This window comes from Dyadobacter sp. 3J3, from assembly GCF_009801115.1.
Lineage (GTDB): Bacteria > Bacteroidota > Bacteroidia > Cytophagales > Spirosomataceae > Dyadobacter.
Genome location: NZ_VTOL01000008.1, coordinates 260444 through 287040, shown reverse-complemented (window position 1 = coordinate 287040; position 26597 = coordinate 260444). Strand labels below are relative to the sequence as shown.

Below are 26597 nucleotides of genomic sequence, written 5' to 3'. Positions count from 1 at the left end.
ATTTCTCCTCATAATCAATCAATTATAAATAAATCAATTTCAACAATTTTATCTCAAATGAAAAGAAAACTACAATTTTCCTCCAAACATTTTGCGGTTACCCTTGTTTCTGCATTCATCTTATCATCATCTACATTATTTGCTCAGGTGAAAATCGGAGCAAATTCTACAACCATCGGAGCCAATTCAAATTTGGAAGTAGAAGCTACAAACGGTAACAAAACTGTTATTACGAAAGACGCCGGAAAACTTATTATTGACGGAAATGTACAGATTAAGACATTACCAGCAGCTGCAAGCGCGGATAAAAATGTCTCCACAGATGTAAATGGAAATTTAACTGTGCGCGACAATATCATTACTACTCCACTCACTTTATTTGCTCCTGGTGATGGGCATTACACCGCAGACGATATTGATATTTCAGATGTAGTTGCAGTCAGATCCGGTAATATGGTATGTCTTGAGGGGATTATATCTGCAAAAAAAACGATTTTACCAAATGGCACTATCAATCTTTTTACAATCGGAAGTTTCCCAACGGGTTTTAAAACAAGAGGTAACAAACACGTACAGGGACCAGCAGGAGGGTACATGGGAGCAGTACACACGGATGTTTGGGAGCAATATTCAGTTTCTGTTATTCAGGGAAACTTGGGTTTTTATCTTACTGACGGTGTTTTTGAAGCCGGACACATTGTTTCTCTCTTTGGATTCTGTTATATGACTGCCGACTAATACACTTCAAGTATCGGCGGAATTTTTAGGGCATATAACAAAGCAATTTCATTAAAAAAAATATAACAGACATTTCGCTGGCCTGCGTTGGGTGCTTTGTAACCATTATCATACTTATTTTAAAATGAAATTACCTGACTTCAATATATAACCATCGGTTTTTTACATAACCGGTCATTGAATTCTGGAAACGTTTGATACCCTCGCCATCAATAAATTAATTTTATTATATCATTCACTTTTACTCAAATGAAAAGAAAACTACAATTTTCCTCCAAACATTTTGCGGTTACCCTTGTTTCTGCATTCATCTTATCATCATCTACATTATTTGCTCAGGTGAAAATCGGAGCAAATTCTACAACCATCGGAGCCAATTCAAATTTGGAAGTAGAAGCTACAAACGGTAACAAAACTGTTATTACGAAAGATGCCGGAAAACTTATTATTGACGGTAATGCACAAGTCAAAACTTTGCCTGACGCTACGTTAGCGGATAAAGTTGTTGCGGCTGATGCGAGTGGAAATCTTACTTTACGAAGCAATCTTACCGTGGCACCTCTTGGGTTATTGGCAGGGCCAACCCGTTATACCAGTGCCCAGGTTAATGTTGCAGTTAATGCAGTAAGAACAGGAAATGTGGTGTGTCTCGAGGGTAACATTAACGCTTTGGAAACATTACTTCCGAACGAAAATGGAAATGAATTTAGAATTGCTTTAATCCCTGGCGGTTATACGCCGCGAGTAGTTCAGCAAGGACCAAGCGGAGGGAACTTCGGGCCACAACATGCTGATGCCTGGGAAATTTACACTCCAATTATTTATACAAATGGAGCGGTTGGGTTTTATCTTCCTGATGCCGAGTTTACGGTAGGCCATAACGTTTCTTTGAACGGGGTATGTTATATAGTTAATTAGTGCTGCCTGAACTTTTCAAAAATTAAAAGAGGATAAATCATTATTGGCTACTATTAACTTTATCTAAATGAAAATATATAAAAAATCATCTACGGCCTCATCCAGGCTTTGGGTATGTTCACTATTCCCATTGCTGGGATTGTCGCTTTTTACGAACGCCCAACAAGCCAGTCAGGGAAATACCACCGTATTTGGGGGGGCTGAAATTACAGTTTTCGGAGCCCATAATTTCGTGACCGGCGGTGGCGGCGCACAGCCTGGAATCGTCAAAACAATACGTACTTCGCCTTTCGGTGTTCTGAAATTTGGTGCTGCGGCTACACAAACAGCAGCAAATGATGCAAATCATGTGGATGGCTACGTTTCTAAAATTGGTAATTCAGCATTTACTTTCCCTACCGGAAGTGGAACAGATTTAAGGACGTTAAGCATTTCTGCACCATCTACGCCAACGGCACAAGTTACGGTTGCCTGGTTCAAGGGAAATCCTGGTACTGTAAGTGATCCTTCCGATGCTGAAACGCATAGTGTTACTTCTCTGGACGGACCATTAATTTCTGTGAGTCAGGCCGGTTTTTGGGACTGGATTCCTGTTACAGGCTCATTTTCAGGACTAACTGTTACAGCCTCGATACCAGATCTAACTACTTTTGCAACCGCCGCAAATCTTAGGCTGGCAGGTTGGGATGGTACGCAATGGATCAATTTGAGCAGTGCTGCCAATGCCACAGGCAATACCGAAGGTAGTACAATCACGGGTACAATTCCGGCAACAGGTACTATTTCGGCTCTGGCGATCGGGAGTATTACTACACCATTGCCCGTAACGCTGGTTAGCTTCAACGCACAGAAAAGCGGGGTAGGTTCAGAGGCGGCTGCGGCCTTACTTTACTGGACTACTTCTACTGAAACCAATTCGGATCATTTTGATATTGAACGCAGTGAAAACGGTCGAAACTGGGCTAATATCGGGAAAGTTATTTCCAATGGTGAAAGTACCAAGATTCTAAGTTATTCTTTCAAAGATATCCAGCCAATATCGGGAGAAAATCTATATCGTTTGCGCATGGTTGACAAAGACGGCACTTTTGCTTACAGCCGTATTCAAAGTGTGACTTTTGATGGTACAAACTCCGACATGTCTGTTTATCCAAATCCTTCTGTGGATAAATTATTTATCCGGGATTACAGCACAGTAAAAGATATCAGCGTGAGCAATCTGAACGGAATTTCAGTTTATAAATCGCTCTCTTTTGCATCGGGTAATGGTTTTGTTGATCTTGCCAGTCTTTCACAGGGAATTTATGTCGTGAAAATCACTCGTATCAACGGTACACTTTCGACCCACAAAATAGTGGTTAGAAAATAAAATCCTGTTGAAAATAAGTTTAAAAACAAAAAACCTTTCCGATAAAACCGGAGAGGTTTTTTGTTTATTAGATCGAATAAAGACCGTGATAAACGTTCAATTCTATCCAGCCAGGAACACCAATTGACTTTACTTCCAAAAGATAATACTTTCCGGTAGCTGTTTTACAAGCAACAACGGTACCTACAGGCAGGTGATTGGTCCAGGAATACGAACCTGTCGGCGCAGCGTTAATCTGGTATTGATTGAATGTCAGCACTTTTAAATCGTCAATAGTTATATTTTTAATATTGACAATCCCAAGACTGGAAAATGTAACGGTTGTAGGGAATAATGCAGAATAACATCCTCCATCACTCTTCCATCCAATATCACCGGCCGGATAAGCTGCAACCGTAAAAGGGCTTGTTAACTTCATACTTTTATCAAATCCAAGCTTTGTGGTGTTAACAAGTCCCCAGTTGAAAGCAGGAGGTACGCGGTTTGGTAAGTGACCTGGATCAATCATGGCAACGGGTGTTTCTGTAAAACTTACATTAGCCATTTGCGAGGTTTGTATTGGCGCTACTGGCTGAGGATCTGAGTTTTGGTTACAAGAGACAATTGTAAAAGAAAATGAAATAAACAGGGCATTGATAATTGAATTTTTCATGGCAATAAATGATAAATTTGGTAAATGAATAATTGAATTCTTCTCCTTCGCAGCTTGCAGACAATCTGCTTCCGGAAGGCAATGCAAACGTAAAAAGGAATAATTTTGTCGACTATTTTACCGGGTATACAAAAGGTAGATGGGGTGTGATAGAGAGGGGTACAAAAAGTATACGGGTTTATTTAGCGGTAAAAAGAGGTGCGTATCAAATTCAAAATGAATGTTTAAAGTGTATTTTTCTGGATTTATTAACGGGTATTTTTATTAGTCGTAATACTTTCCATGGTGTTGCCTTTGGAGAAATTTATATTGAAATATTTGGGGAAGTATTCCAAACATTAATCCTTTACTAAATACAACTCACCTATCGTGCTCAAAAATCACCTCAAAATCGCCCTCAGAAATCTTTGGAAACATAAAGCGTTTTCGCTGATCAATATCCTGGGACTTACCGTTGGCATGTCCGCTTGTTTACTGATTGGTTTGTACGTGCATTTTGAGCTGAGTTATGATAATTTTCATTCAAAAGCCCACCGTATTTACAGGTTGGTGACGGATGTAAAAACACCATCCGAAACATTGGAACTTGATGTTACTACCTGGGCTTTTGCGCCGGGAATGAAAAACGATTTTCCGGAAGTTGAGGCCTTTACAAGAATAAATACCGCACGTTTTAATATCCGAAAAGATAATATTATGCTCAAGGAGGAAAAGGCTTTATATGCAGATTCGTCTTTGTTTAAAGTTTTTGATTTTCAGCTGCTTAACGGTAATCCTTCACAAGCCCTGAAAGAGCCGTTGAGTATTGTTTTGACAGAAAAAACGGCCCGGAAATATTTCGGAAATGCTGATCCAATCGGGCAAATACTATTTTTGTCGGCAGACACCCTGGCTGCAACCGTTACTGGCGTGATGAAAGATATTCCGGAAAACTCTCAGATTAAGGCTGATATGTTTATTTCGATGTCAACCTTTACCCAAAAAATCAATAAAAGACTGGATGAGAACTGGGGAGATTTTGGTGTAACTTCCTATCTGCTTTTAAAGACGGGATCATCGGCTCAGTCACTTCAAATGAAACTGCCTGCATTTCTGGAAAATCACGCAGGGGAAATGTTCCGCAAATCACACGTGCTCTATATATTGTCATTGGAACCATTAAAACAGGTTTATCTTCATTCCAGTCGCGGCGGGGCCGAAAAAGGAAGTGCCGCAAATATTTATATTTTTTCTGCCGTTGCTATTTTTATCCTGCTCATTGCTTGTATTAATTTTATCAATCTCTCCACAGCACGTTCTGCGGAAAGGGCAAAAGAAGTTGGGATTCGGAAATCGTTTGGTGCCGGTAAAATGCTGCTGGCCAGGCAATTTCTGATTGAATCTCTTTCGGTCAGTATTCTGGCCTTTCTTTTATCCTTACCATTTTCTTCTGCACTAATTCCATGGTTTAATGGTTTGGCCGGAAAAGCGATTAGTAAAGGACTTTTAGAAAATCCATTATTTGTATCGGGTTTGTTTATTACTTCGGTGGTTATTGGTCTTTTGGCAGGGATTTATCCCGCGGTTGTTTTATCATCTTTTGAACCGGTAACGGTCTTAAAAGGTCGTTTTACATCAGGTTTAAAAGGTGTTGTTCTTCGAAAAAGTTTGGTCACGATCCAGTTTTCAATCTCGATCATTTTAATAATTGCTACACTTGTTGTTTACACACAAATGACTTTTATGCGGGAAAGAGATCTGGGTTTTAGTAAAGAACAGATGCTGATAATCAATTCAGAAGGCGATGTAAACCGGCATGTATTTCAACAAACATTGGATGGTCTTACGGGAATTCAGTCCACGGCTACATCGTCCAGTATTCCCGGTGGAGCTTTCGATGGAGCTTATTCAGAAATTGAAAATAAAAACGGTGATTTCCAGGTAGCTCATCTTGGATTATACCTCGTTGATTTTAATTATATGCCTCAGTACAAGTTAAAAATGGCCGCCGGGAGAATGTTTTCGAAGGATTTCAGAACAGATTCGACTGAAGCCATGATTGTGAATGAAGCTGCTGTGAAACTTTTGGGTTACAGCTCGCCCCTGGATGCTGTTGGAAAAAAATTTAAACAATGGGGGCATGAAGGGAAAATCATTGGCGTAATGAAAGACTTTCATTTTGTGTCGTTACACGAAACTATCAAACCGTTGACCATGCGTATTGATCCCGCAGGTAGTAATCTGATTTCCGTCAAAATAGGAGGGAATAATATCAAAGAAACATTGGATATTATTGAAAGCAAATGGAAATTACTGGTACCAAACCGTCCTTTCAACTATTATTTTGCCGATGAATTCTTTGACCGGCAATATCGCAGCGAGGAGGGGTTTGAAAAGCTCTTTTTCAATTTTGCCATGCTCGCCATTTTTATTTCCTGTCTTGGCTTACTTGGGCTTGCGTCTCACAGCACCATTCAACGCACCAGAGAAATCGGTGTGCGAAAAGTACTTGGTGCCTCTACCGGAAATATCGTTGGGCTTTTGTCAAAAGATTTTCTGGTACTCGTAGTGCTGGCTTTCATCATTGCATCTCCGTTGGCTTTTTTTTGTATGGATAAATGGCTTCAGAATTTCGCTTACAAAACCAATATTCAGTGGTGGATTTTTGCCGTTGCTGCGATTCTTTCAGTCGCCATTGCTTTTGGAACAATTAGTTATCTCAGTATCCGCGCTGCTCTGACGAATCCGGTGAAAAGTTTGAAGGCGGAATAATTAATTAACGATTAGGCCTTCCCCATGCAAAAGCTATAACTTTACTGCCTGAATAAGTAATGAATTAGCCGTTTCCTTTATTTATATTTTCTGGATGAATAAGAATTTATTTGATTTGTTACTGATATTATTTATTACCTTTTTGCCAAACATAAATGCATCTGCACAATCTTCCGTTTCAACCTTTCGGATAAAAACAGACAGTCTGAATTTGTTTGATAAGGCCCGAAACCGCTCTGTTCCCGTTATGCTCTATTTGCCAGTTGCTGATAAAAAGATAAGGAAACAAAAACTGGTGATTTTCAGTCATGGATATGGGGAAAATAAAGGTGGAGATTATCTGGTTTATTCTTATCTGACGGAAAATCTTGCTGCACTTGGTTATTTTGTAGCCAGCATTCAACACGAATTGCCGACTGATAGTCTGTTGGCAATGAATGAACCATATAATGTTACAAGAAAATCGAATTGGGAGCGCGGAGTTAACAATATTCATTTTGTTTTGAATGAGCTGAAAAGATCATATCACGATCTTGATTACGACCATCTTACATTGATCGGCCATTCAAATGGTGGGGATATGACCGCCTTATTTGCCACAAAATATCCGAAACTGGCGGACAAAATAATTACCCTCGATAACAGGCGAATGGCGCTCCCAAGGAGCAAGTCCCCTAAAATATATTCTATCCGTTCAAGTGATTTAGCTGCCGACGATGGCGTGTTGCCAACATCACTGGAAGCAGCAAAGTATGGAATGAAGATTATCAAACTGACTAGTACAAAGCATAACGAAATGGATAACGATGCCAATTTCGCTCAGCGAGATGAAATTAACCATTATCTGGAATACTTTATAAATGATTAGAATACCCTTACCAAATCAGGTGAAAATCAATCCAAAATGATCAAAATTATTTACACACATTTCATATTGTTATTGGGAACAGTTGTTTTAAACATAAATGCATCTGCACAATCTTCCGGTTCAACCTTTCGCATAAAAACAGACAGTCTGAATTTGTTTGATAAGGCCCGAAACCGTTCTGTTCCCGTTATGCTCTATTTGCCAGTTGCTGACAAGAAGATCAGGAAACAAAAACTGGTGATTTTTAGTCATGGATATTATCAAAATATGCCTTTCGGGAATAAACAGTATTCTTTTTTAACCGAGAATCTGGCGGCGAATGGATTTTTTGTGGCCAGTATCCAGCACGAGTTGCCAACCGATGATTTAATCCCAATAGCGGGAATTCCACAAGTGGTAAGGCGACCATTTTGGGATAGAGGAACGGATAATATTCTGTTTGTAATCAATGAATTAAAGAAAACGAATCCTGATGTCGAATTCAGGAACATAACACTGATCGGACATTCCAACGGTGGTGATATGACAGCTTTATTCCCTCAAAAATATCCTGGCATTGTAAATACAATAATTACTTTGGACAACAGGAGAATGGCTTTGCCAATGATTAAAGGCTTAAAAGTATATTCTTTACGTTCAAGCGATCAGCCTGCGGATGAAGGAGTTTTGCCAGGCGCGGTGGAGCAACATAAATTTGGTATTACGATCATAAAACTACCTAATACCATTCATAACGATATGGATAACCGGGGAACAAAAGAGCAGCAAAAAGAAATTAATGATTACATTCTGAGCTTTTTGAAACAGTAAAGAGATCTGAAAATTGCAATAAATCAGCACACAAAAATTTCATACTTTTGTTTCACTAACATGCATTATTTCCAGCGTAAAATAAATAAGATATGCTCAAAGTAATTCGAACCAGTTCCGATGATCCGGATTTCATCTTACTCGTAAAACAATTGGATGCAGATCTTGCTGAAACGGATGGAGAAGATAGTGTTTTTTATTCCCAATTCAACAAAATTGACAAGATAAAACACGCCGTTGTGGCATTGGAAAATAACATACCCATTGGCTGCGGGGCGATGAAGGAATTTATGTCCGACAGCATGGAAATAAAACGGATGTACACAGCACCGGAAGGTCGCGGAAAAGGAATTGCAACAGCGGTTTTGACGGAGTTGGAAAGCTGGGCAGCAGAATTGTCATATAAAAAGTGTGTTTTGGAAACCGGAAAAAGACAGCCGGAAGCGATTAACCTTTACAAGAAAAAAGGATATAAAAACATCCCAAACTATGGGCAGTATATCGGAATTGAAAACAGTGTGTGTTTTGAAAAAGATTTGAATTAATGAAAGGATTGAACGATATGCTGCAACTGGGCAATCTGCTTCTCTATGAAGTTTGTGAGCCCGTTTCGCAATCCGAATTGCCACTGGTAAAAGAATGGGTAGCGGATCTGGATAATGTCATGAAGGAAATCAGGGCAAAGTACAATTTTGGACGGGCTATTGCTGCACCACAACTCGGGATTATGAAGAGGCTGATTTACATGCATATCGACAAACCTGTTGTCTTTATCAATCCTGAGTTTAGTGAATTGAGTGAAGATATGTTTGAGCTTTGGGATGATTGTATGAGTTTTCCTAATCTTTTAGTCAAAGTAAAAAGACATAAAAGTTTGACAATTAAATATCTTGATGAAAATTGGCAGCCGCAGGAATGGAAAATGTCTGATGATTTATCTGAATTGCTGCAACATGAGTATGATCATTTGGAAGGCATTTTGTGTACCATGCGCGCCATTGATAACAAATCGTTTAAATGGCGGGAGTAATGCCGGGTAGTTGTGGATGGATATCTAAAAGAATATTATTATATTAGATCTACTAATCAAAGGAAAAGATGAATACTTTAAGAGTAGATATATTGAATCCAAAAGCTGAAAAGTTGTTAGAGGATTTTGTTGATCCAGATTTTAGCGCAATCCAGGATTCATCAAGAAATGGCTTTGCGTCTGTTTAGAAAAACTTGGGGCAAAGGCTAAAAATGTTCCTTCACCTAACTAAATAACAGCTGAGGTGGAATTGATTCGAAGCCAGCGTTATGCCAAATAATTCTATTAGAATAATCTTGGATACAAACCTTTGGATAAGTTTTCTTATTACAATGGACCTTACCAAACTTGAAGAAATTATCTTCTCGAAACTTGTTACTATGATTTTTAGCTCAGAGTTACTTGAAGAATTTTAGAGGTTGCTCAAAGACCAAAATTCAGACATTTTTTTCCTCAAGAAGGTGTTAAAGAAATTTTAAAAACAATTGAAGAACATGCGGAATTTGTGTTTGTAACTTAAAAAATAGAAATTTGTAGAGATCCAAAAGATAATTTCTTATTATCGCTATCCATTGACGGCAACGCGCATTTTCTTCTTACTGGCGACAAAAATTTACTGGAATTAAATCCTTTTCAGAATACTTCAATTATTGCAATTTCTGATTTTCTTCAAATCAATTAAATACCGGTAAATTATCTAAACACCTTATATGAAATCTTTTCTATACAACACTCTGACAATAAAAATTAGGATAGTATTTTTTCTAACATTTATCTCCTTTTTAACCAACGCCCAACAAGCCAAAACAATCATTCCATTATGGAAAAATGGCCCTCCCGGCTTTGAAGCAAAATCAAAAGAGGCGGAATCAGCGAAAGACTACTGGGTGAAAAATATTCATAATCCGTCTCTTGAAGTATTTCTTCCACCAGCGGGAAAAGCAAATGGAACGGCGGTTGTGGTTTGTCCGGGTGGTGGATTTCGGTTATTGGTTTATAATGCAGAAGGCACCGAGCCGGCTGAGTATCTGGCCAAACTCGGTATTACTGTTTTTGTGTTAAAATACCGTCTTCCAAGAGAGGATGGCTCACCTTATTCTCTCGAAAAGCAGCCGCGTGAAGATGGATTGCGTGCAATACGGCAGGTGAGAAGTCTTGCAAAAGAATATGGAATTGATAAAAATCGCGTAGGTATGCTTGGTTTTTCTGCTGGTGGTGAAGTAGTTGCGTCTGTGGCGTACGAATCAGGGATAGGAGATCCAGGGGCAAAAGATCCGGTAGACAAATTAAATGGAAAGCCAGATTTTCAGATGTTGATGTATCCCGGACCCTTGGGTATCCCCGATGTTATTCCCCAGGATGCGCCGCCTGCGTTTTTGCTGGCAGCCAACGATGACCCTTGCTGCGCGGTTACAACCACAAGTTTGTTGGTGAAATATCGCGAAGCAAAACGTCCTGTGGAAGCTCATTTATTTACCAAAGGTGATCACGGCTTTAACATGGGAAATCGCTCTCCATGGCAAAGTATTAAATCCTGGCCTCAGCGAATGGCCGACTGGCTTGGTGATAACGGATATTTGGAAAAAGCTAAGCCCTAGTGAATCAGAATTATTCTGCAAATTACAGCTCATTTCAATTAAAATAGCGGAACAATTTTTGGCAATTGAGTGGTTGGTGAAGAAATTGGCTTGCGTCTTCACCAACTACAAGGCTGGGAATCAGATTTTCTCCGCAATACTTAGATCACAGACTTTTGTTAATTGATTTCCTTCAATTTGTATTAAATTGTTTCATCAACTCCATATTACTATAACCCGTTATTTAAATTCAACCTTATGAAGAAATTATATGTTTTATTTCTGATCTGGTCTGTATCTGTTCAGGCACAGCCAAAAGAAAAAATCAAAGTCAGTGATTTAACAAAAGTCCGGCAGGTGGGCAATATTGCCATTTCTCCCACAGAAAAGCAAGCTATTTATACGCTCTTAACAGTTGAACCCTTACCAGATTCGCCATTTGAGTACGATTATAAAACCCACCTTTATCTTGTAGATCTTACCAATAAAAATGAACCTGTTGCTTTAACACGCGGAAGTGAAAGTGCAAGTGCTCCTGAATGGTCGCCGGATGGTACCAAAATTGTGTTTTCCAGAAAAATAAAGGATAAAACACAACTTTTTATTCTTCCTGTTAATGGTGGTGAAGCCTGGCAGCTTACGGATTTGCCGTATGGTGCATCCAATCCGAAATGGTCTCCTGATGGTAGTAAAATCATGTTTTCTACCACTCTTTCCATGAGTGAAATGTTGAAAGATTCTATACTGAATCCTTGGAAAACTGTTCCCGTATGGTCAATGGAAAAACCAGGATTTTCGAACAATAACTTTGTGAAAAAGGATAAATCGATCAAAGCAAATCCGGATGGAACCCTGGCCGAAATTCGAGCTTATCTGGATAAAGACGTCGAGGACAAAAAAGCCAAAGTAATCAATCGCCTGAACTTCCAGGGAGAATCTACTACACAACCAGAACTTACCTTTGCACATCTTTACATGATCGAGCCCAAAGAAGGTGCCAAGGCAAAACCTGTTACCAAAGGATTTTATAGTTTTGGACAGGCCATCTGGACTCCCGATAATAAAATTATTCTGGTAACTCAGGGTGATAGTCTTCAACATCCGGACCGCAGCAAATCCAGCAGAATTGTAAGTATGAACGCTGATGGCAGCAAAATTTCTGTGATTTTGAGCGATCGGGCTTTCAGTTTTAGTCAGCCAACGATTTCAAAGGATAATAATTCTTTGGCCTACATTTCTTCTAGTGCGGCTGTCAAACCTGCCACACTAGATCAGGGACATATTGGAATATTAACATTAGGTTCTGGTTCAAAACCCTATATTTCCAGCTTCGACCGGGTCGCTTCAAATCTTACCTGGGCAGCTGATAGTAAGTCGCTCTACTTCGCAGCAGCTTCCAATGGTGGATTCCCTGTTTATAAATTGACTTTGACAAGTAAAAAAATTGATCAGCTTACCGGTTATGATACTGGTATTAACAGCTTTGACGTTTCAAAGACTGCTTTTGTATATTCAAAAACAGAAGTAGCTGATCCTTCCGAAATTTACACCGCGGACCTTGGTCTAAAATCAGAAGTAAAACGGAGCAATCACAACACGGAGTGGCTTAAAGATAAAATCCTTAGCTATCCTGAAAAACACACGCTAAAAAATTCCAAAGGCCAGACTGTTGAATACTGGATTATGAAACCTGCAAAAATCGATGCAGGTAAAAAATATCCATTGGTACTACAAATGCACGGCGGCCCGACTGCCATGTGGGGGCCGGGAGAAATATCGATGTGGCATGAATTGCAATTTTTTTGTGCGCAGGGTTATGGTGTCGTTTATGCCAATCCGCGTGGTTCTGGCGGATATGGGCTTGACTTTATGAAGGCCAATTTCCAGGATTGGGGAACCGGTCCGGCGGAAGATGTTTTGGCAGCGGTGAGCATGGCCTCGAAAGAATCCTGGGCAGATACCTCTCGTCAGGTGATCACGGGAGGTTCATATGCAGGATACCTGACTGCCTGGATTGTCGGTCATGACAATCGTTTCAAAGCTGCACATGCACAACGTGGCGTTTATGAATTGACGACGTTTATGGGGGAGGGTAATGCATGGAATCTTGTTCCAAATTATTTTGGAGGCTATCCCTGGCAGGCAGAAATCAAAAAAGTAATGGATGCTAATTCTCCTCAAACTTTCGTAGAAAATATTCATACCCCGCTTTTGATCAAACATGGTGAAAATGATTTGAGAACAGGTATTATTCAAAGCGAATTATTATATAAAAGTTTGAAAATACTGGGCCGTGACGTGGAATATGTACGTATGCCAGGCGGAACACACGAGTTGAGCAGAAGCGGAAATCCCCGCCAACGCATAGACAGAATTCTAAGGATCTACGAATTTTTTGAAAGGTATGTTGGTGAAAAGTAACGAGAAAATTTAGATGCTAAGAAAGCAGAATAAGCTGTCTCCAATGTAGGGGACAGCTTATTCTGTTTTAAGATTATCCTGGTCATTTCCATCAAATGAAAAGATATAAAATATTTCAGTTTTAACGGCTTATTTACAAGGTACATGCTTCAAAACCAGTCCGTCGAAATGTAGTTTTTCCAGATCAGTAAAAATAATTTTGCCATTTTGATTCTTCCGGGTGGTAATACCTTCTAAAAATAAAGAATCTTTTCTTAGAAATATCACCTCCTGCGTTGACTCGGAACCCTTAACCATAAATGTACAGATAGCTTTCAAAGTATCACCGTACATTTTTCCAAGAAGTGAGCCGTTGGTGTGATCTTTTTCATAAAGTTTGTACCCCAAACTTCCCTTGACACTGTCTCCAAACATCAACGCATTTAACAGCACGGTATCCTTTTTTACAATAGAAGAATAACAAATATTGAAAGTACTGTCTTTGTCGGAAGTTTTCATATTGACTGCCGAATTTTGTGTAGGGCCGGAATTACAGGCGAAAAGCAGCAACAAGGCACAAGAAAAGAACAAAATATAAAAATAAGTTTTCACTGGTATATGGGTTAGTTGATAATGAATCAGGTTGACATCAATCCAATACAAAAATCTTCAAACCTGTTTGCTTAAAAGTTGATTTTCAACACAGTGAAAAATGATCCTGATCATATATTTTCATCATTAAGCCAGGTACCCATTCACGACTCATTTACGAGCATAAGGTCGCGTAATTCCAGAACATTATTAACTTTCAGTTTTTTGAGGATTCTCATTTTAATGGTGCTTATTGTGGACGTTTTTCTACCAAAAATCTGAGCAATTTCAGAAATATTGACGCCATGGCAAATATATTGCGCTATTTCATATTCATGAAAAGTGAGATTCCTGTTTTCCCTTAAACGGATCGTTTTTTCAAAAGCCGACACATCTTTGTTTGTCCCCAAAATTTCTTTGCATACGTACCGGATTCCAGTCAATACGTCGCTGATACATTTTATCAATTCCGATTCACTATTTTGTTTGGATAAATATCCCATTACACCGGCCTTCAAAAATGATAAGGCCAGGTAAGGACGCGGTTCTTCATCGTATACAATAATAGGTCCAAAAGCATTCCTGTCACCTGATTTATTCAAAAAACGAATATTGTCGGCATCAAAATCGGGGTTGATTCCAAGAATGATCACATCACTTTTCGCATTTGTTTTAAGTAAAGCGGCCATGCAAGATGATTCCAGGATCAATATTTCTTTAAAGTTATGTTTGAGTAAAGCAATCAGGCCTATACGAATAACCGGATGTTTATCCACGAGGGCAATAGTTATCATTTTAAGAGGGGTTATTTTTAATTTTATAACTGGCATTCGCATTTGTTCAAAATCAATTTTTACCGCAGGACGGTAAAGATTGATTTTGAACAATGTTCATAATTCAATTTGTGTGTCAGCGTCATTTATTTCTTTTGAAATGCTGATTGATCATGCATTCATTTTTATCACATTTTTTGTGTATAGCCACGCGGTGTCCATAGTTTTCACAAAGGCTGGCTTTGATCAATTACGGACAAAAAATTTTTTGTTCTCCGGAAATAAATTGCCAACAAAATGACAATTCTGACCAGTGAACTGATTTTCAAATACTAAAAACATCTAAATAACATCATCCCGTCAGAACGGAACAATGATATTGTATTTGTTAAAATACTGTTTACAAAAAAATTAAATCAACGTCCAATTGTGGGTTTTGCTATTGAGAAAGAGATGTTTAAAGGAAAAAAGTGTAGCTGTTTTGAGAGGGTTATGATGATGCAGTTGTAAATAATTTTTCATGATAATTTAATTTATATAAAGTGAGAAATACGTAACATAAAGATATGTAATAATTTACCCGAAATCAATCTATGCAGGTATGGTGGCATGTAGCCGGGCGTACAGCATTTGTAATTACCTCACAGATCGGTTTCATTATATTTGCATCCATCAGGAAATCACGCGGGAATTTTTTACTACTTTGTCCTGTCAAATTAAAAGCATATTATCATGTCATTTATAAATTTCAATTCGGGTAAAATTTTGCAGATTTGGGACGGAATTTCCGGAACGCTTGCACATACTGAAAACTCAACTTTTGGTTATTTTACCATTGAAAATGGTACAGATTTACCGGAGCATAGCCATATTCATGAACAGTGCTGCCATGTGTTGGAAGGGGAGCTTGAATTTACTATCGACGGGGAAACTCAATTACTAACAAAAGGCATGGCGGCCTTTATTCCATCCATGGCACCGCACTCGGCCAGGGCTTTAACGGCATGTAAGGTAATTGACTGTTTCACGCCCGTTCGGGAGGATTTTGTAGCGCTGGAAAAACTTCAGCCTTGATTTTTCACAATGGTCAAAAAACAAAAAATAGTGCACTTCAGATTGTAACCAATCGTATTTTTTTCTTTTCGTCACACGGATCGATGTTTCTGTCACTGATATTTTTTTGATGAAAATTCCCGCCCTAACATTGTCGAAAAAATAAGATATGAAACTACGTTTGAGTGAATTTTGGCTGGCAACAATTTGCTGGATTTTTAGTATTTATCAACTACTTGACAGTGCTTTTTCAGCCAGTGATCCGCATCGGCCATATATCCATGAAATGACAAAGCTCTTTGCGGAAAAAGGGTTGGTGTATGATTATGATACGTACCATCTTTTACCCCGGATTTCGGTTGTAACTGCTTTATATCTAAGTTTTATTTTTCTAAACAACTGGGTTCTTCCTAAATATCAGCCACGCAAAAAATGGAATATTATTGCTCTTTTTGTTCTCCTTACTTTTTTCTTTTTAACAACAGCGTGTGCCAGCTATTATCGTAACGACAACTTTCTGACGTATCCAACCTTTGGTCAAAGTCTTATCAACAGCGTTCCGACAACATTCAAAATATTTCTATTGTTTTTGGGATATACGGTTACCAAAAACCTGTTTTTGCTCTATCTGGTTGGTGACTATGATGGTCAAACATTACGTGCCAGAATCGTTAGGGAAGTTATAGCAGTTTTCCTGATTTGGGCTGTTATTCTATTTGTTTTGATCAAAAGTGATAATGGTGATTTTGGACCATTCTGGCTTAGTGTAATTCCGTGTGGATATTTTCTTTATGCTTTCAACTTATATTTTTTAATCCCCAAATATCAAAAACAGTCATACAAGCTTTGGCGTTACGTTATTAGCCTTTCGTGCGCGGTGCTTCTTTCAGGATTTTTCTCTATGATCTTTTTAAAAGGTCTTGACAAACTTCCTCCACCTATGGCTTTTTTAACGATAAATTTTCTTGTTTTTGCGATAGCAATTGTGTTCTCATGGTTTATATACAACCAGAATAAAGACCAGCTTCAACAACTTTATTCACTTAAAACTGAACTTGGGAAATCTTCTGCGGACCTACAATTTCTTCGATCACAAATCAATCCTCATTTTCTTTTCAATGTATTGAACACCCTGTACGGAACGGCAATTCAGGAAAGTGCTGACAGGACCTCGGAAGGAATTCAAAAGCTGGGAGATATGATGCGGTTTATGCTTTATGAGAACAATCTGGATATAATTCCGGTGGCGCGCGAGGTGGATTACCTGAAAGATTATATTCATTTGCAGAATCTTCGTCTGGCCAAGTCCGAAAATATTAAAGTCGAAGTAAATATTTCTGAAAATACCTGTCAGCATTCCATAGCACCCATGCTCTTAATCCCATTTATAGAAAATGCTTATAAACACGGTGTTAGTTTGCAGTACCGATCGTGGATAAATATTTCGCTGAGGTGTCAGGGTAGTAAACTGGAACTGGATGTTTATAATAGCATTCATCCTAAAAATCAGGCTGATCCGGAAAATAAACATACCGGGATTGGTTTGGAAAATGTACGCCAGCGACTCGAATTGCTATATGCTGGAAAATATGAATTACAAATCAGAGAATCCCAGATAGAATATTTTGTACATCTTACTTTGCGGTTTTAAGCCTTTATTAATTTGAAATGATAATCCGGAAATGAGTATAATGATTAAGGCAATTGCTGTGGATGATGAACCCATTGCATTGGGAATTATTGAAGCATTGTCGGCAAAAGTTGCTTTTGTGAACTTGCAGGCTAGTTTTGTTAATGCTTTTGATGCAATCGAATTTATAAAGGAAAATGCTGTCGACCTGATTTTTCTGGATATCAAAATGCCGGATATTTCCGGTTTTGAATTGTTGAAAGCACTTGATAATAAACCGCTTGTCATTTTTACAACGGCTTACACCGAACATGCTGTTAAAAGTTACGAGCTGGACGCAGTGGATTATCTGCTCAAACCATTTTCCGCTGAACGTTTCGCTACAGCTTGTAAAAAAGCATCCGAGATATTGGATTCCCGTACAAAAAAATCGATTTCAAAACCAGATTTTCTATTTCTAAAATCTGGTTTTGGGCAGGTTAAAGTGTATTTTAACGAAATATTATACATTGAGAGCTCTGGAAATTACATGGTTTTTATGCTCCAACAGGATAAAATATTATCCCGTCTTACTGTTAAAGATGTTTTGGGGCTTTTACCGCAAAAGGATTTTATTCGTGTACATCGTTCTTTTATTGTTTCAAAAAGCAGGATCAGCAAAATTGAACGTCATCAAATACACATCGGGACGCATATCATTCCTGTCGGTAGTATGTTTTCAGATGACGTTACATCTTCCCTTAAATAATGTTGAATTTTAAATAAAAAAATGATTGGCTAACTGGAACTGATTCTGTCAATCCCGAACTTTCATCATTCTATCATTCTATCATTCTATCATTCCAACCGATCAGTAACTGTCACTGAAATTAGATTCCTTATTGTAAAATGTTTTCTACTTAATATGTTAATTTAGTAGAACTATTTCGTGTCTATTTATTTAGTGTTCAGGAGTATGAAACATTCTCAACGCAGTTTAGCTATATTATTTTTTCTGTGCTTTTTGACTTTTACAGCTTACGGAATAGATATCACGGAAACGATAACTTCCGGAGGAAAAGGCAGAAGTTTTATTTTTCACGCACCGGGAATTGCGGTATCGCAAAATCTTCCGTTACTTTTCGTTTTTCATGGTGATGGCGGAAGTGGCCCGGGAATTAAAAGTACAACCGGTTTTGACGCCATTGCCGATGTCAACAATTTTATCGTTGTATATCCAAATGCAGATAATGATGGCAATGGCTGGAATCGTGCTATTGATCAGCTGAAAGATGTGAATTTTACCTCCGATATGATCGATTATTTTTGTTCGGCCTATCATATCAATACGCAAAAAATATATGCTTCCGGACATTCAGCAGGCGGTTTTATGACATATAATTTAGCGGTGAATCTGGCCGGGAGAATTGCTGCTTTTGCTCCTGTGGCAGGTAATATGTATGCTAACAATAACAATTATTCCTATTTCAATAGTGCCAGTTTCAAGCCTGTTCCTATTCTTCATATTCATGGTGACCCTGACGGGACAGTAGATTACCCAGACCCTGACCATCAGCCTACGGAGTGGAATGAATGGCCACTTACCGAGTTTTCATATTTCACTTGCGGTAAAAATACCTATACGCTTCCTAACACTACCATTGTACCAAATGTGACAAAACTTTCTTTTTGTGTGGGTGCGCCGCCGGCAACAAAAGAGATTTCACTGATCCGTGTGGCTGGTGTGGGGCATAGCTGGCCTGCGGTCGCAGGTTTTAATCCGGCTCAGGTGATCTGGGATTTTGTAAAAGCTTATTCCATAACCTCGGCGCCTTCCTGTTCTTCTACCCCTGAAACGCCAACGTATGCTGATGGTACGATTCATACAGCAGGTAACCAAATCATGAGTCCTTGTAATGAGGTATTTATACCAAGGGGTATGAATTATTCACTAGCTGACGACTGGGAATTTCCCGCCAATATCAACGGAGATCCAACAGGTGTAAATAATGAATTGTCGGCGGAAATAATTAAGGCAAAACCTAATATTGTTAGAATTGAATGGTATGCCAGCCGTGCTGCCAACTGGAAACCGTATTCTGTTGCAGACCTTGACGTTGTGATCACGCGTTTTAGGAATGCAGGAATTGTTTCTGTCATTGACCTGCACGACGTGACTTGTTCAAATGATTATACTCAGTTTAATAACATGATTTTGCCCTGGTGGAAACAGCAATCTGTAAAAGATTTGATAACCAAACACAAAGGTTTTGTTATCGTAAATATTGCAAATGAATTTGGAGAGGTGCGTTGGGCATCTGATCAGACAGCAGCCTATACCACCTGGCTCAATCATTATAAAACCGTTATCACAGATTTGCGCGCTGCCGGAATTCAGGTGCCGTTTATGATTGATGCTCCTGATTGTGGTCAAAGTCTGGATATTGCGTTGCAGGCCGGAGCAGCGCTCAGGACTCAGGATCCTTTGCATAATGTTATCATGAGTGCACACGCCTACTGGTATGCGGATGATGCTGCTGCCATGGAAGCGCGTGTTCAACAAATTGCCGATGCCGGATTTCCGATTATTCTTGGAGAAATTGCTAATGTTCAGGACGCGACCGGGCCTTGCTCTAATACGATTCCAGCCTATAAAAATCTGCTCCAAAGTTGCCAGAACCATAATATCGGTTGGTTGGCCTGGACATGGACGGACGATTTTTGTGAAGGAATAAATGGTCGTCGTATCAGCATGAATGGCAGTTTTACAGATCTTTCTACTTATGGAAATACGATAATAAACGATCCTGATTTTGGCCTTGCTACCCATGCAGCGAAAATGAATGTGCTTTGTCTGGGTACACCGTTACCCGTTAAATTACAGTCTTTTGAAGCAAAAGAAATCGAAGCAGATCAGATTTTGGTACAATGGAAAACGAGTAGTGAGATAAATTTCAAACAATTTGAGCTTGAAAGAAGTGTAGATGGAAGACATTTTGAACAACAGACTATTTTGAAATCACATGCTTTAAACAATTCGAACTACAATTTTCAAGATACCAAACTCACAGACCAGACATATTATTATAGGCTAAAACTGGTGGACCTTGATGATACGTATGCTTATTCAAGCATCATTTCTGTCATTAGAAAATCCTTTGATCCTATAATCTTATTTCCTTCTCCAGCTCTTGATTTTATTCAAATTAAAGCCAGTGAAAAGTATTTTCCAGCAAAAATTAGGATCACTGACCAATCCGGAAGAACTGTTATTTTTCAGACAGTTTCACAGCAAAGTCAAAAGATAAATATTGAAAGACTTTCTGCGGGATTGTATATAATTTCTCTACATGACAAAGTGATAGGAAAGGTGATTGTCCAGGGGAAATAAATCAGGCTTTATTCATCATAATCAGAATTTTACGAACCAGTTCGAGAACATTTTTTCGTAGAAAAATGCTTACTGCGCCAAAAATCAGAAAAATTCCCAACAGAATCAGATATCCCAGATAATCGCTGTTTAATGACTGATTCAGGAAATTCCCAAGAAGCAGCAAACAGGTGATAAGGATCGTAAAACCAAGCATGGCTGTCAAAATATAAAATGTAACCGTTGCCGCAACCGATTCAAAAACGGGAAGGATTTGTTGTTTTACTATATCCATTTTGTCATCAATGAACTTGATAACAGTATGGATGAGTTTTTTACCTTCTTCAGGTAAAGATGCGACCATTTTAAAAGAAGGTTTGGGAACTTCTGCTGCGGCGGTTCCATGTTTTTCGACCACTTCAAGTCTCGAAATTAACACAGCATGCTCATTTGGCGAAATATCTTCACCATCCGTTTTGGCATAAACCTTGGTAAATTCCGCACCGAAATACAAAATAATTGAGGAATAATAGACCCACGTAAGCAGAATGACAATAGAAGCTGACGCTCCATAAGTTGCGCCAAGATCCTGTTGGCCGAGGTAAAAACTGATCCCAAATTTTCCGATTGCGAAAAGGATGGCCGTGAAGCCTGCGCCGACCATACATTCTTTCCAACGGACGTGACCGTCGGGCAAAACTTTAAAAATGGCTGTAAATAAGGCTGTTAGCACGATAAGTACCAGGATAATATTTAAACCAGTAAAAATAATAACGGAAACTTCTGAAAAGTAGCGTTCAAGTCTGGTGCTTAGCAAATCTATTGCAGTATTTACACCGAGCGTTACGATCAACAAAAAACCAAGTGTCAGGATTACTGAAAAAGATAAAAGCCTGTTCCTAAGATAAGCTAGCCAGCTTTTTTTAGGCTTTGATTTGATTGACCAAATAAAATTGATCGAATCCTGTATTTCTGCAAAGACTCCCGTTGCACCAATAAGCAAGGTAACAATGCCCACTGTCGCAGCCACCGTTGATTTATTGGATATTTCCGCATTCTTGATAATTTCCTGAAGCTGAATGGCGGCGTCTTTTCCAACCAACCCGCTTATCTGTCCAAATAATTCGCCGGTAAAAGCCTCTTTGCCATAGAAAAAACTTACAACAGATATGATGACGAGCAACATGGGAGCCAGTGAAAATACTGTATAATAGGACAGTGCGGCGGCTAGTTTCAACCCATTATCATTCATGAATTCATTAAAACTATCTTTAATGAGTGAGAAAGTAAATTTTATTTTGTTCATAAAGGTCTGTGTGGATGACAGTTGTTTAATGAAATTTATCCTTCAGATAAATTTTTATGCCAAGGAAAAACCGTGTAAAATGTGTAGGTTTATATGCTCACGTGATGGCATGAAATTTGAATTGTTCAGCAAATAATTAAACCATTTTTCTTATGGAAATTAAAACAAATCAAGCTACCAAAAATCGTCCGGAAGGAAATCGTGTTATTGATGCTCCTTATGTTTTTATTGATATTCCACGTTTTGTTGAACAATTGAAAAACGAGAAGTCGTGGGAGAAAAACGACAGGAACGGAATAACGGTTTTTAAATCCTCAGGTATGACGATGGTTATTACAGCCTTGAAATCCGGAGCGGTCCTGAATCATCAGCGCATGGAAGAGTTTTTTACTTTGCAGGTAATGCAGGGAGAAATTCAGACTGAAACTGATGGGAAAATCATACAAAGTATTCAGGGACAGATCGCTGTTTTTCATCCAAATATTGCACATACTATTCTGGCTTTATCCGATTCTGTTTTGATGATGACAACGTATGTCTGTCCATAAATCCGTTTAATATTTTAACATTTATTTTTTTTATAAAACGCGATTACGGCATTCTTTCAATGCGGTAGATTTTATATACCCTGTTAACTCAAACTTTTCTTATATTGGACATTATAACGAAAGATTAATTTAGGCAATCAGAAGTCGCAGTCGGATTAAAGCATTTAACCAAATCTTAACCAGATTGACTCACCGAAGGCTGACTGCCAAAAGACTAGGTAAAGCCATGTATTAATTCATGATAATGTCTATTGAAAAATATATGTTTTTGGAGATATTTAAACAACAGGTTTACTATGAAATCAATTTTTACAGTCACTCTTTTCGTCGTTTCCGCTTTTTTAACGGGCAGTATTCCTGAAAAAATAAAGCCGGGAGAGGGTTTTGTTAAAGTTAATGGTGGACGTATATGGTACAAAGTTGTAGGTACCGGAAAAGGTGTCCCGTTGTTATTGATCCATGGCGGGCCAGGCAGCAGAAGTTGTGAGGGAATTCCGGCATATTCCACGTTGGGAAACGACCGGCCCATTATATTTTATGATCAGTTGGGTTCCGGTCATTCAGACAGACCCACAGATACTACGCTTTGGCAACTTCCAAGATTTGTTGATGAGGTAGATGCTCTGCGAAAGGCACTTGATCTGGAAGAAATTAATATTCTGGGAAGTTCCTGGGGCGGAACAGTCGCTGTTGAATATATGGTAACCAAAAAGCCGAAAGGAGTGAAGTCGGTCATTTTTGCCGGGCCGCTGATTAGTACTTCGAAATGGATGCGGGATGCCAAAATCCTGATTTCCCAACTATCCAAACCTGTACAGGATTCCATAAATAAATACGAAGGCCTGAGAATGTACGATCACAAATCTTACATGGCTGCGACGGATACTTTCAACATCAATTACCTCAGCAGGAAATCCGGCATGCGAGTTTCGGCCCCCGATTGTGCAGGATCCGGTAAAGGTAACGGAGATATTTACAGATATATGTGGGGCCCAACGGAATTTAATGCAACTGGTACGTTGAAAAATTTTGAAAGAACGCCCAATTTACATGAAATAAAGGAACCTGTCTTATTCATTACGGGACGTTTTGATGAGGCAAGACCGGAAACGATGTATGAATTTCAAAAGGAAATTCCAGGTTCAAAAGTAGAAATAATTGAAAATTCAGGTCATAACAAAATCAGGGATAACCCTGACCAATACCTTGGCGCGATCCGAAGTTTTTTGAAAGGGAAATAGTTTGGAAAATCATATAGCATGTAAAAACGGGTCAGTCAAGTTTTATCCTGGCTGACCCGTTTTTACATTAACTACTATTTGAATTCTTACTTGGCCGGAATAAATTTCATAGCCCAGGAATTCATGCAATAACGTTTTCCGGTAGGTGCAGGTCCGTCATCAAAAACATGGCCTAAATGCAATCCTGTGCTCGTTTCAATAACTTCATCTCTTGACATACCAAGCGAATTATCGGTTACAACTTTTACAGCATTTGGGTCAATGGGTTTGAAAAAGCTTGGCCAACCTGTACCTGATTCAAATTTGGTATCCGAGCTGAATAATGGCTTGCCGGTTGCCGCACTTACATAAGTTCCTTTTTCGTGATTGTTCCAATAGGGATTCCGATAAGGAATCTCGGTTCCTCGCTGAACCATGATATGGTATGCATCCGAAGACAGCATTTTTTTCCATTCAGCATCCGTTTTTGCACCCGGAAATGCAGCGATGTCCACTGTATTTTCTTTGTTTTTATTCTTAGGATTTTGGCCGCATGCGTTCATTGACAACAGCAAAATCATTGCAAATACTATATTTAACGGTTTCATTTTTTTTATATGAAGTGATTATTGAAAACAATTTTTAACTTATTAAAATTCTGATTCTGAGGTTTTTTTTATTAAAGTCCGGAGTAATAGTCATAACCTCTTCTGGCCCAGTAATCCGGAGGTCGCTGGTCACTAAACGTTATTTTTCCAATACATTTCAGATTTTTAATCCCATATTTTACAGGAATAATCAATCTCAGCGGTGCTCCGTGAGCGGTTTGTAAAGGAGCATCATTCATTTCATATGCAAGAATCGTTTGCGGATGCAAGGCGCTTTCCATATCCAGACCAACCTGATATTTTCCGCTTGGCGTTTCCATTCCCACATATTGCATGCTTGTTAAATCATCCAGTTTATAATGTTTGATAAAATCGATGAAACGAACACCCGCCCAGTGCTGGATCTGATCCCAGCCTTCCACACATTTAAAATCAAATATAATTTCGGTTTTTGGTAAGGCTTTAATTGCTTCCATATTTACAGTCAAAACTTCCCCATTAGTTTTTACAACGGAAAGCTGCCAGTTTTCAGGATTGAAATTTTTGTCCTCATTTCCAATATTACTATTGATCCTGACTCTTTTAGCGGCCATTGATTTTGGATACGTTTTTACCAGATGGTTATTACTGAAAAACTTCCTGAAAAAAAGCTCGGTTTTGTTCATTGCAGCACGCAGTGGTTTGCGGGCACGGGCTGTAACCCCGTTAGCTTCGGACGGTACGTGGTAGAGCCAGTCCCAGCCTTCGTAAGCCGCAGCACTCATTGCGAAAAATGTTGCAAATGAAATAAAAGTCCTTCTACGGATCTTTTGATCTGTGGTAAGTTCTTTTTTATTTTTTGGATCGATAATATCCATATTGATATCCTGGTTTAGATAGAAATTATTCGATTGCAAGATTTTCATTACCAGATGACTTTTTATTTTCATCTGCTAATCCTGCCACAATTGCTGGTTCTTCTGTAACTACTTCAAAGCCGGAAATTACAGATCTGAAATTATTCCAACCTGCAATAATTACCTGAACAATGTGAACAATAAAGAAAAATAAATAACCGAGGGTCAAAGAAAAATGTAATATTCTGGCAAAATTGTAGCCACCAAAAATCCAGCATAGCCAGTAAAACTGAACAGGCTTATAAACCGCTAAACCAGTCAGAACTGAACCCAAACCCATGACAATTATGGCGGTGTACGCAATCCTTTGTGCTGCATTATATTTGTCCTGTGGAGGAGCAGTTTTTCGTATGTGCAGATCATGTAAAAGTACAAGCCAAGCTTCTTTAAACGACTTTTTTTGAGGAACAAGATTTCGCCATTCTCCTGAAAAAATCGTGTATAAAACATAAAATATGCCGTTCAAAGTAAAAAACCACATAAACAAAAAGTGAAATGCCATACCTTCTGCAAGCCGGTAAGGAATATGGAAAAATGTAAAAACTGAATCCGGAAAGAAATGATAAAAAGTATAGCCAAAAATGGTTACTGAATACGCATCATTTGCCCAATAAATCAACATTCCGCTCCATATCATGATGGTCAGTAACGGGAAATTGACCCAATGCGTCCAGCGCATGGCGAGTGAATGTTTTTCTTTAATAACTTTCATGTGATGAGGTATTTAAATAATATTCCAAATTAGCTTTTTATTCTTAGTCACTTATCTTTTATAAACCTTACAAAATTTAGTAAAAATTTGTAAGGTTTTGAACAACAATCAGACTAACCTTAAAAAAGGTGAACATTTTAATGTTTTTAAGGTAATTTTAGTCGACAGGTTTAATGGAAATTACTCATACAAAAACGCAAATGGGCACAAGTAGGTCACCCGTCGGCATTTCACCAATTGATCCGCTTCAATGGGTGAAAAAATATGCAGATTACTTATATACATACGCTATTACGCGCATTAACGATGAAGAACAGGCAAGAGACCTGGTGCAGGAAACATTTCTAGCGGCTTTGGAAAAAATTAAAACTTTTGAGGGAAGAAGTTCGGAAAGTACCTGGTTGACTGCGATTTTGAAAAACAAAATTGTTGATATTTATCGCAAAAAATCTTCGGGATTGTTAAAGAAGTCGGATGTTTCAGATGCGGAACAAGAACAAAAAGATTTCTTTGATCCGGATGACGGACACTGGAATGAAGATTTCAGGCCGAAGGAGATAGGAGTGGAGGAAGATTTGTTGGTGAATGACGAGTTTTCTATCATTCTTCAAAAATGTATGGAAAAGTTACCTGTTCTATGGTCTGCTGTTTTTGCTATGAAACATATGGACGATGACGCGACGGAGAATATTTGTGAGGTATTGAAAATAACACCTGCTAATTTTTGGGTGATCATTCATAGGGCCAAGCTTAACCTTCGTGCCTGTCTTCAAAAAAACTGGATTTAATTTAACCGTT

27 protein-coding genes are annotated in these 26597 nt (G+C 38.6%); 20 read left to right on the top strand and 7 right to left on the bottom strand.

Features of this window, described 5'->3' with window-relative positions; translation table 11 throughout:
- The first annotated feature begins 57 nt into the window (after positions 1-57).
- The 3 genes from FZF08_RS18735 to FZF08_RS18725 all read left to right on the top strand — a co-directional run bounded on the left by FZF08_RS18735 (position 58) and on the right by FZF08_RS18725 (position 3025).
- Positions 58-738 (top strand): hypothetical protein, encoded by a 681-nt coding sequence (locus tag FZF08_RS18735; RefSeq protein WP_159471530.1) that lies wholly within the window; start codon positions 58-60, stop codon positions 736-738.
- A 249-nt stretch (positions 739-987) separates the two neighbouring features.
- Positions 988-1656, top strand: coding sequence for a hypothetical protein (locus FZF08_RS18730; RefSeq protein ID WP_159471528.1), 669 nt, complete (start codon positions 988-990; stop codon positions 1654-1656).
- A 67-nt stretch (positions 1657-1723) separates the two neighbouring features.
- Positions 1724-3025: a T9SS type A sorting domain-containing protein gene (locus tag FZF08_RS18725; protein WP_159471526.1), complete on the top strand. Its 1302-nt coding sequence runs from the start codon at positions 1724-1726 to the stop codon at positions 3023-3025.
- A 67-nt stretch (positions 3026-3092) separates the two neighbouring features.
- Here the strand turns inward: FZF08_RS18725 and FZF08_RS18720 are convergent, their stop codons facing one another.
- Entirely contained in the window at positions 3093-3677 is a 585-nt protein-coding gene (locus FZF08_RS18720; protein ID WP_159471524.1) for a hypothetical protein, read from the bottom strand.
- Positions 3678-3709: 32 nt separating this feature from the next.
- Between FZF08_RS18720 and FZF08_RS18715 the strand changes: the two genes are divergently transcribed.
- The 10 genes from FZF08_RS18715 to FZF08_RS18675 all read left to right on the top strand — a co-directional run bounded on the left by FZF08_RS18715 (position 3710) and on the right by FZF08_RS18675 (position 13134).
- Positions 3710-4030: a hypothetical protein gene (locus tag FZF08_RS18715; protein WP_159471521.1), complete on the top strand. Its 321-nt coding sequence runs from the start codon at positions 3710-3712 to the stop codon at positions 4028-4030.
- A gap of 16 nt (positions 4031-4046) precedes the next feature.
- Positions 4047-6428 carry an ABC transporter permease gene (locus FZF08_RS18710; RefSeq protein ID WP_159471519.1) on the top strand — a complete coding sequence of 794 codons (2382 nt, stop codon included), beginning with the start codon at positions 4047-4049 and terminating at the stop codon, positions 6426-6428.
- 94 nt (positions 6429-6522) lie between these two features.
- Complete coding sequence (locus FZF08_RS18705; protein WP_159471517.1) at positions 6523-7296, top strand: alpha/beta hydrolase; 774 nt, start codon at positions 6523-6525, stop codon at positions 7294-7296.
- Between the two features lie 36 nt (positions 7297-7332).
- Positions 7333-8106 (top strand): alpha/beta hydrolase, encoded by a 774-nt coding sequence (locus FZF08_RS18700; protein WP_159471515.1) that lies wholly within the window; start codon positions 7333-7335, stop codon positions 8104-8106.
- Between the two features lie 92 nt (positions 8107-8198).
- The gene (locus tag FZF08_RS18695) at positions 8199-8651 is read left to right on the top strand and encodes a GNAT family N-acetyltransferase (RefSeq protein ID WP_159471513.1); all 453 of its coding nucleotides are present in this window, start codon (positions 8199-8201) and stop codon (positions 8649-8651) included.
- On the top strand, positions 8651-9136 hold the full coding sequence (locus FZF08_RS18690; RefSeq protein WP_159471511.1) for a peptide deformylase: 486 nt from the start codon (positions 8651-8653) through the stop codon (positions 9134-9136). The genes FZF08_RS18695 and FZF08_RS18690 overlap by 1 nt, the downstream gene beginning before the upstream one ends.
- Before the next feature lie 269 nt (positions 9137-9405).
- Positions 9406-9552: a putative toxin-antitoxin system toxin component, PIN family gene (locus FZF08_RS32215; RefSeq protein ID WP_310590603.1), complete on the top strand. Its 147-nt coding sequence runs from the start codon at positions 9406-9408 to the stop codon at positions 9550-9552.
- Positions 9553-9659: 107 nt separating this feature from the next.
- Positions 9660-9818: a putative toxin-antitoxin system toxin component, PIN family gene (locus tag FZF08_RS32185; RefSeq protein WP_310590606.1), complete on the top strand. Its 159-nt coding sequence runs from the start codon at positions 9660-9662 to the stop codon at positions 9816-9818.
- A 28-nt stretch (positions 9819-9846) separates the two neighbouring features.
- The gene (locus tag FZF08_RS18680; protein WP_159471509.1) at positions 9847-10734 is read left to right on the top strand and encodes an alpha/beta hydrolase; all 888 of its coding nucleotides are present in this window, start codon (positions 9847-9849) and stop codon (positions 10732-10734) included.
- Positions 10735-10971: 237 nt separating this feature from the next.
- Positions 10972-13134, top strand: coding sequence for a S9 family peptidase (locus FZF08_RS18675; protein WP_159471507.1), 2163 nt, complete (start codon positions 10972-10974; stop codon positions 13132-13134).
- Between the two features lie 129 nt (positions 13135-13263).
- Here the strand turns inward: FZF08_RS18675 and FZF08_RS18670 are convergent, their stop codons facing one another.
- Together FZF08_RS18670 and FZF08_RS18665 are read right to left on the bottom strand one after the other, a co-directional pair.
- Complete coding sequence (locus FZF08_RS18670; RefSeq protein ID WP_159471504.1) at positions 13264-13632, bottom strand: hypothetical protein; 369 nt, start codon at positions 13630-13632, stop codon at positions 13264-13266.
- 236 nt (positions 13633-13868) lie between these two features.
- A complete protein-coding gene (locus FZF08_RS18665) occupies positions 13869-14498 on the bottom strand; it encodes a response regulator transcription factor (protein WP_159471502.1) in 630 nt (209 codons plus the stop codon).
- A gap of 711 nt (positions 14499-15209) precedes the next feature.
- Here FZF08_RS18665 and FZF08_RS18660 point away from each other — a divergent pair.
- The 4 genes from FZF08_RS18660 (at position 15210) to FZF08_RS18645 (ending at position 20530) form a co-directional block, all read left to right on the top strand.
- Positions 15210-15551, top strand: coding sequence for a cupin domain-containing protein (locus FZF08_RS18660; RefSeq protein WP_159471500.1), 342 nt, complete (start codon positions 15210-15212; stop codon positions 15549-15551).
- 148 nt (positions 15552-15699) lie between these two features.
- Positions 15700-17181, top strand: coding sequence for a sensor histidine kinase (locus tag FZF08_RS18655; RefSeq protein WP_159471498.1), 1482 nt, complete (start codon positions 15700-15702; stop codon positions 17179-17181).
- A gap of 40 nt (positions 17182-17221) precedes the next feature.
- Positions 17222-17908 (top strand): LytTR family DNA-binding domain-containing protein, encoded by a 687-nt coding sequence (locus FZF08_RS18650; RefSeq protein ID WP_200837126.1) that lies wholly within the window; start codon positions 17222-17224, stop codon positions 17906-17908.
- A 207-nt stretch (positions 17909-18115) separates the two neighbouring features.
- Entirely contained in the window at positions 18116-20530 is a 2415-nt protein-coding gene (locus FZF08_RS18645) for a cellulase family glycosylhydrolase (RefSeq protein WP_159471496.1), read from the top strand.
- A gap of 1 nt (position 20531) precedes the next feature.
- Here the strand turns inward: FZF08_RS18645 and FZF08_RS18640 are convergent, their stop codons facing one another.
- Positions 20532-21815 (bottom strand): YihY/virulence factor BrkB family protein, encoded by a 1284-nt coding sequence (locus tag FZF08_RS18640; RefSeq protein WP_159471494.1) that lies wholly within the window; start codon positions 21813-21815, stop codon positions 20532-20534.
- Positions 21816-21967: 152 nt separating this feature from the next.
- On the opposite strand from FZF08_RS18640, the gene FZF08_RS18635 reads away from it, so the two are divergent.
- Both FZF08_RS18635 and FZF08_RS18630 read left to right on the top strand, forming a co-directional pair.
- On the top strand, positions 21968-22363 hold the full coding sequence (locus FZF08_RS18635) for a hypothetical protein (RefSeq protein ID WP_159471491.1): 396 nt from the start codon (positions 21968-21970) through the stop codon (positions 22361-22363).
- A 296-nt stretch (positions 22364-22659) separates the two neighbouring features.
- Positions 22660-23604, top strand: coding sequence for a proline iminopeptidase-family hydrolase (locus FZF08_RS18630; RefSeq protein ID WP_159471489.1), 945 nt, complete (start codon positions 22660-22662; stop codon positions 23602-23604).
- 86 nt (positions 23605-23690) lie between these two features.
- On the opposite strand, the gene msrB is transcribed toward FZF08_RS18630, so the two are convergent.
- The 3 genes from msrB to FZF08_RS18615 all read right to left on the bottom strand — a co-directional run bounded on the left by msrB (position 23691) and on the right by FZF08_RS18615 (position 25799).
- Positions 23691-24191 carry a peptide-methionine (R)-S-oxide reductase MsrB gene (gene msrB / locus FZF08_RS18625; RefSeq protein WP_159471487.1) on the bottom strand — a complete coding sequence of 167 codons (501 nt, stop codon included), beginning with the start codon at positions 24189-24191 and terminating at the stop codon, positions 23691-23693.
- Between the two features lie 71 nt (positions 24192-24262).
- Positions 24263-25096, bottom strand: a complete 834-nt coding sequence (locus FZF08_RS18620; protein WP_229216594.1) for a molybdopterin-dependent oxidoreductase — start codon at positions 25094-25096, stop codon at positions 24263-24265.
- Complete coding sequence (locus tag FZF08_RS18615; RefSeq protein ID WP_159471485.1) at positions 25074-25799, bottom strand: cytochrome b/b6 domain-containing protein; 726 nt, start codon at positions 25797-25799, stop codon at positions 25074-25076. The genes FZF08_RS18620 and FZF08_RS18615 overlap by 23 nt, the downstream gene beginning before the upstream one ends.
- A gap of 173 nt (positions 25800-25972) precedes the next feature.
- Here FZF08_RS18615 and FZF08_RS18610 point away from each other — a divergent pair, with 173 nt between their 5' ends.
- Positions 25973-26587: a sigma-70 family RNA polymerase sigma factor gene (locus FZF08_RS18610; RefSeq protein ID WP_229216593.1), complete on the top strand. Its 615-nt coding sequence runs from the start codon at positions 25973-25975 to the stop codon at positions 26585-26587.
- The last annotated feature ends 10 nt before the right edge of the window (positions 26588-26597 follow it).